4 protein-coding genes and 1 pseudogene are annotated in these 6,144 nt (G+C 57.2%); 2 read left to right on the top strand and 3 right to left on the bottom strand.

The genetic code is table 11. The features are described from left to right. Positions 1-1,010 (top strand): annotated as a pseudogene (locus tag K5905_RS25150) (C4-dicarboxylate ABC transporter permease); the annotation flags it as partial. Positions 1,011-1,536: 526 nt separating this feature from the next. Here the strand turns inward: K5905_RS25150 and K5905_RS25145 are convergent. After that, a complete protein-coding gene (locus K5905_RS25145) occupies positions 1,537-2,586 on the bottom strand; it encodes an Ldh family oxidoreductase (protein WP_297589231.1) in 1,050 nt (349 codons plus the stop codon). Between the two features lie 227 nt (positions 2,587-2,813). On the opposite strand from K5905_RS25145, the gene K5905_RS25140 reads away from it, so the two are divergent. After that, positions 2,814-3,575 (top strand): IS5 family transposase, encoded by a 762-nt coding sequence (locus K5905_RS25140; RefSeq protein WP_297589227.1) that lies wholly within the window; start codon positions 2,814-2,816, stop codon positions 3,573-3,575. A gap of 60 nt (positions 3,576-3,635) precedes the next feature. On the opposite strand, the gene K5905_RS25135 is transcribed toward K5905_RS25140, so the two are convergent. Together K5905_RS25135 and K5905_RS25130 are read right to left on the bottom strand one after the other, a co-directional pair. Further along, positions 3,636-4,346, bottom strand: a complete 711-nt coding sequence (locus tag K5905_RS25135) for a response regulator transcription factor (RefSeq protein WP_297589224.1) — start codon at positions 4,344-4,346, stop codon at positions 3,636-3,638. A 16-nt stretch (positions 4,347-4,362) separates the two neighbouring features. Then, a partial coding sequence (locus K5905_RS25130) for a PAS-domain containing protein (RefSeq protein WP_297589222.1) occupies positions 4,363-6,144 on the bottom strand: 1,782 nt, incomplete at its 5' end.

Here is a 6,144-nt window from a genome sequence, read left to right as displayed (position 1 = left end):
ACCGGTCGGCTCTCTTGTCCGAAACAGCGCCCCCGCCGAAAAACCCACGCCTGCAGTATTGCATGGAAACCCTGGTTTATGAGGATTTCCAGGAAAATGGCGACAGCATTCTGGCAGCCATCCAGGCGGCGGAAAGCGTTGACATGAGCTATCTGCCCGAAGATCTCCGCGACGATCTGATCGAAGGTTATGAAAAGGCCCGCGAAGCCTTGCCGTTGATGCAATCCATCAAGGATGCCGAGCTTCAGGTAGCTGTCGCTTCCGGTGCCTACAAGCCGGTTCACGTTCAGGTGCGCGCATTGGAGCGCGATGCGAGACGCATTGACGAACACATCGCGGAACTTCAGGTCATTGTCGACCGGTCGGGTCCCAACGGCATCTATTCGCCCGAACAAGGTGAACGTGCAAAGGCGCGCATCGAAGGACTGAAGGCGGAACATGATGCACTTCTGGGCCAGATTCCCTCAAACTGGGAAGAAACATACGGCGAGTTCGCCACGATCCAGAAGGCGGAAACGTCGGCTCGTCAGAGCTATCGGCGAACTGTGGACCAGTCCTATGAACCGGTGTTGGAGTTGAAGGCGATCCTTGCGGATGCCGAAAAGGTCGCGGCGCTGAAGCCTGAACTTGAGGCGTTGAAGGATCAGGTGACGCAGCTTGAGCCGAAAGCCGCAGTGGATGCCATTGCAGCCATGAGGTCCAAAGTCGGTGAAGCGGAAGGCACGAGCGAAATTCGCAAAGGCTTGACCGAGGCCCGCAAGATCATGCGGAGCCGTCAGCCAAACGCCGAGGAAGCCCTGGCCGAGATCGACAAGTCGATAGCCGCGCTGGATGCCGACCTTGTCTGGCGGCAGCGGGCCGCAGAGGAAATCCTGCCGCAGCTTGAGGCCTACGATACCGCTGTTGTCAACAATATCGGTCTGCGTGCTCAAAGCCGCCTGCCCAATAGCATGGCCCTTGACGTCGCTGCCTGCCTTTCGGATCACAGGGACATTTCTTTGAGTTTCTAGAGGCTGGACCGATACGAAATCAAAAGCGGGAAGAGCAATCTTCCCGCTTTTCACGTGGCGCGGATCTGATCCGGCAGGCGGCACTGAAGACTGACCGCGCGCTGGTTTATGACAACTCCAAACTGAATGAGCCACCGGTACAGTGTCTTGTGTTCAGTGAAAGGCGGCTGGTCTCAGCTCTGCCGTTCCTTCCTGAGTGGATCAGGAAGATTTATGTGAGGGAACTGACCACGCAATAGCCTGAGAGAGGAACGGAAAGACCGATCCAAGCCGGGTCTGATCGCGGGAGGATCAGGCCGAGATGCCTATCCTGCATTTGTCTAGGACGTGTTCTCATAAACGGGCGAGCGCCGATGACCGCTGTCGGCGGAATCTCTCAAGACGATCAATCAATCGCGTAGGTCAGCTTTGCGGACCTTTGAGACATTCGCTAGCTGTCGGTGTTGGGCGAAGAACTCGGTATGGGAGCGTTAGCAATCTGGCAGAAGCTGCGATGGCGCGCGCACTAATCGAGCGCTACAGCAAACTATGTCAAACGACGAGCACCTAGCCCATCGGCATATTTGTTCAGTTGCTCAACGGTTTCCGTCGGCAAGCTCACGCCGTCAATCTGGTGTCGTTCTGCGTTCCTTGTTTCCAGTTCCCCCGGATAAAAGATTTCATCAAATCCTACGGCAAGTGGCGTCGACTTAATTTGATCGACCATCACATCCATGTCATCCAGAAAATCCTCATAGGGTCGGAACGCATTGACATTGAGCGCGATTACCAAGTGCCCGACACCGCTTTGTCCTTTTGGCATGTATGGACCCACCACATTAGCCATGAAAGCGCTTCCTGATAGAACTCCTGAAAGCACGTCCATCATGACTGAAATCACATATCCTTTGTGTGCAGCTAGCGGCTGTATCAAACCCTTGAGCGCTTCCTCAGGGTTCACTGTCGGCGCCCCCGAGCTGTCAATAGCCCAGTCATCAGGTATGTTTTCGCCTTTTTTTATGGCGTTGAATATCTTGCCGCGAGCGACCACGGTATTTGCGATGTCCATCACCATTGGGCCTTTGCGGGTTGGCGCTCCAATGGACCAAGGATTGTTTCCTATTTTTTTCTCACGGCCGCCCCAGGGTGCCATCGCTGGGCTTGCGTTGGTCGTGATGATCCCGATGCATCCCGCTTCAGCCGCCATCCGCGTGAAGTACATGGCAGTCCCGAAATGCCCGGAGCGGCGCACCGAAACCACACCGACTCCATGTGCTTTGGATCGTCGAATTGCTTCTGACATTGCGGTATGAGCAATATCCTGTCCAATCCCGTTGTGCCCATCCAGCACAGCAATTGCACCGCCATCGATGACAATTTCTTTTTCTGCCGTTCGATCGGTGGCACCTGTGGCGATCCGCTCCAAATACCATGGCAATCTGAGCAAACCGTGCGACTGATGCCCCCAAAGCTCAGCACACACCAGTGTTTCGGCCACCAACTTTGACGTTTCAGGACGCACCTTCGCCGCGGCCAGCATTGAGCGAGAAAATTCGAGCAGTTGGTCTGACGTAAATTTCATATTGTTTTCTTTCAAGGTCCGTCAACAAGATCACAACCACTTTTTGCAGCCTAACCTTGCAAGAACCTTTCAGCTCGTCTTTTTGCAAGGCTTCGATTGCAGGAACCGTAACAATTAAAAGGTAGCAAAGGGCTCCAAGCGGCCGGTCGACCTAACCAGCGGGGCCACGGTGTCTGGAGGCAAAGCAGACATTGAACTTTGGCATACAGGCGTGATTCAAGCTCCGAAAAGGAGCCTTGAATATGAGACACACCCTCTCCGATGCCGAATGGCGGGTGATAGCACCAGTCCTTCCATGCAAGCCGCGAGGCGTCCCGCGTGTAGATGACAGGCGTGTCCTGAACGGCATTTTCTGGGTCTTGCGGTCGGGAGCGCCTTGGCGTGATCTGCCCGAGCATTTCGGCCCCTACACCACCTGCTACAATCGCTTCGTGCGTTGGCGTCGCGCAGCCGTTTGGGGTCGTATCCTGACTGCCATCTCGCATCGGGACGATGCCGAGGTGCAAATAATCGACAGCACGATTGTCCGCGCCAATCAGCACGCAAGTTGCATCCGGAATAGTGCTAGCGAAGGCTTTGGGCGTTCGCGTGGAGGGCTGACGACCAAAATCCACGCCGTTGTCGATGCGAACGGACTGTCGCTCCAAGTCATGATTACCGGCGGTCAGCAGCATGACAGTCTGATGGCTCGGGCTCTACTTGAAAACCTACCGAGCGGCGGAATGGTTCTTGCCGACAAGGCTTACCATGCGACCGAGATAAGAACTTTCGTAAGTTCACGTGGAGGCTGGGCGAACATCCCACCCCGTCGGAACCGGCGCGATCCGATCTGCTTTAGTCCGTATCTCTACCGTCATCGAAATCACGTTGAGCGGTTATTCAACCGGATCAAACACCGTCGGCGCATCGCTACGCGGTATGAGAAACACGCAGCCAACTTCCTTGCCTTCGTCAAGCTCGCTGCCATCCGGCTTTGGCTACGCGTTAATGAGTCCACGGCCTAGTCCACCAGCTTTCGTGAGCGATGTTTTCAATCGTTGCAGGTATGTCGGCAAGGGGGCGTTTCAGCCCCACTTCACATCACATGTGAGCATGTAGCCGGAGCCGTAGATGGTGCGGATAAGGGCCGGGCCATCCTTGCGATTGAGTTTCTTGCGGATACGCGAGATGCGGACATCGATGGATCGATCCAGGCTTTCGTCCCTGCCGCCATGTTCCAGCAGATAGTCGCGCGTCAGCACGCGCTTGGGTGCACGCAGAAGCGCTTCCAGCAAGGTGGCCTCACCGGTGGAGAGAAATGTCTCCTCGCCCTCCGGGGTCACCAGGCAGTGGGATGAGGGCTGATATGTCCAGCCTTCGAAGTGCGCCATCTGGGTCTCGGCAGCCGGTTGAACCTGATCGGACGACCGGCGCAGGATCGAGCGGATGCGGGCAACGACCTCGCGTGGGTCAAAGGGTTTGACAACATAGTCATCCGCGCCAAGTTCCAGACCCATCACCCGGTCTGTGGAGTGGCCGCGTGCCGACAAGACGATGATCGGCACAGAGGATTGCCGCCGGATCTCATTGATGAGTGCCATGCCTTCCATATCCGGCAGGCCGAGATCGATGATGCAGGCATCGGGTGTGCGGGTACTGAGCGCCGCAAGTACGGATGCCGCGGTCGAAAAGACCTCGCCCTCGATGTCGAACTGGGTCATCGCTTCCTGAAGAAGCCGGCCAATCTCCGGTTCGTCATCGACAATAAAAACCGTTCTCTGGGCGGGTGAGCGCATATGCCGGGTTTATCCTTTAGGAGAGTATTTCGTGCAGCGTGTTCGCCAGTTGATCATCTGCGAAGGGTTTCGCCAAGACCGGAAATTCGCAAGCCTCGCCCTGGCCGGCCAGAGCCGACCAGTCCGCGTAACCGGACATGAGAGCTATGCCGAGATCCTGCCGTTTCTGACGAATCTCGCGGGCAAGCGCCAGACCATTGATCTGACCAGGCATGATGATGTCACTGAGCACACCGCGCAGTTCCGGCAGGTCAAGGGCTAACTGGCAGGCATCCGCCGCACTTTCAGCCCTCAAGACCGTATAGCCAAGGTTCTGAAGCTGATCGGTGACGGCATTGGCGACATCCGGATCGTCCTCCACCAGAAGAAGAAGTTCACCCTCACCGCGTTTCAGATCGGCTTTCTTAGTCGTGTCGCCTCCGGCTTTTCCGGCCAATTCCATTTCTTGATACGGGAGATAGAGCGTCAACCGCGTGCCTTTGCCTGGCTTGCTGTCCACCTGGATCGCCCCGCCAGACTGATGGATGAAGCCGTAGACCATGGAAAGGCCAAGGCCGCTGCCGGTGCCAAAATTCTTGGTGGTGAAGAACGGTTCGAAAATACGCAGTCGGGTTTCTTCATCCATGCCGGTGCCGGTGTCTTCCACCACGATCCTTGCATAGCGCCCGGCCTCTAACCCCAGTTCGTCGGCGATGCGTTTTTCAAGCTGTGTCTCGGACAAGCCGATTCGCAGCGTGCCGCCTTCAGGCATGGCATCACGGGCATTGAACGCAAGGTTGATCAGGGCTGTTTCCATCTGGGTCGGGTCGATCCGCGCACCGATGCCTTTGTCAGCGACATCCGTTTCAAGCGTGATGCTGGAAGGCAGGGAGCCGTCGAGCAACCGACCCGCGCTTGCGACGACCTGCGCCAGACATACGGTTTGTGGGTCGATCGCCTTACCCCGGCTGAAGGCCAGCAAACGCTGGATCAGATCGGTGCCGCGTTTGGTCGCCTCCAGCATCGGCGAGAGTTTTTTGTCGAGTGCTGCTTTGTCGACAGGGCCTTCCATGCGACTGACACTCAGCAGGTTGCCCATCAGGATCGCAAGCAGGTTGTTGAAATCGTGGGCGAGACCGCCGGTCAGTTTGCCGACCGCATCCATGCGCTGGGACTGCACCAGGGTTGCCTCGGCCTGTTTCTGGTCCGTTGCGTCCAGCGATAGCACGAATATGCCGAGCGTGCGGCCGTCCACCGTCATGTCCGGGATCAGGGTGGAGCGCATATAGGCGATCGTGCCGTCGGAGCGCTTGCGTTGATATTCATAGCTGACCGCGTTGCCTTCAAAGGCGCGATTGATATGAGGCAGGAGTTCCTGAAACAGTTCCTCACCGACCACATCCGGCGCCGGGCGCCCGGCTATTGAGGCGACCGACTGGCCGAACCAGTCCGCATAGCGCCGGTTGGCGAAGCGGAAGATCGGGCCGGGGGAGAGATAGGCGATCAATGCCGGAATGTTGTCGGTGACCAACCGCAGCCAGTCTTCCGACTGCTGCAGGGCGCGGGTGCGCTCTTCCACCGTTCGCTCCAGCTTTTCCTGACGCTGACGTTCTTCGGTGACGTCGGAATAGATCGTTACGAAGCCGCCCTGCGGCAGCGGTGTTCCGGAAACCGCAATAATCTGGCCGTTGGGCCGGACGCGTTCGAAATAATGCGGCTCGAACAGTTTCGCCCGCTCTATCCGTCGCGCGATCTTGCCTTCAATGTCGCCGGGCCCATATTCGCCGCGTTCCGCATTCACCCGGATAAAGGCTTCCAG

The organism is Roseibium sp. (genome assembly GCF_025698965.1).
In the GTDB taxonomy this organism is placed as follows: Bacteria; Pseudomonadota; Alphaproteobacteria; order Rhizobiales; family Stappiaceae; genus Roseibium.
This window is presented reverse-complemented; position numbering and strand designations above follow the sequence as displayed.

Excerpts from the sequence above, each read along its gene's own strand:
- K5905_RS25140 (WP_297589227.1), top strand. The coding sequence starts at position 2,814 with ATGAGACACACCCTCTCCGATGCCGAATGGCGGGTGATAGCACCAGTC.
- K5905_RS25135 (WP_297589224.1), bottom strand. The coding sequence starts at position 4,346 with ATGCGCTCACCCGCCCAGAGAACGGTTTTTATTGTCGATGACGAACCG.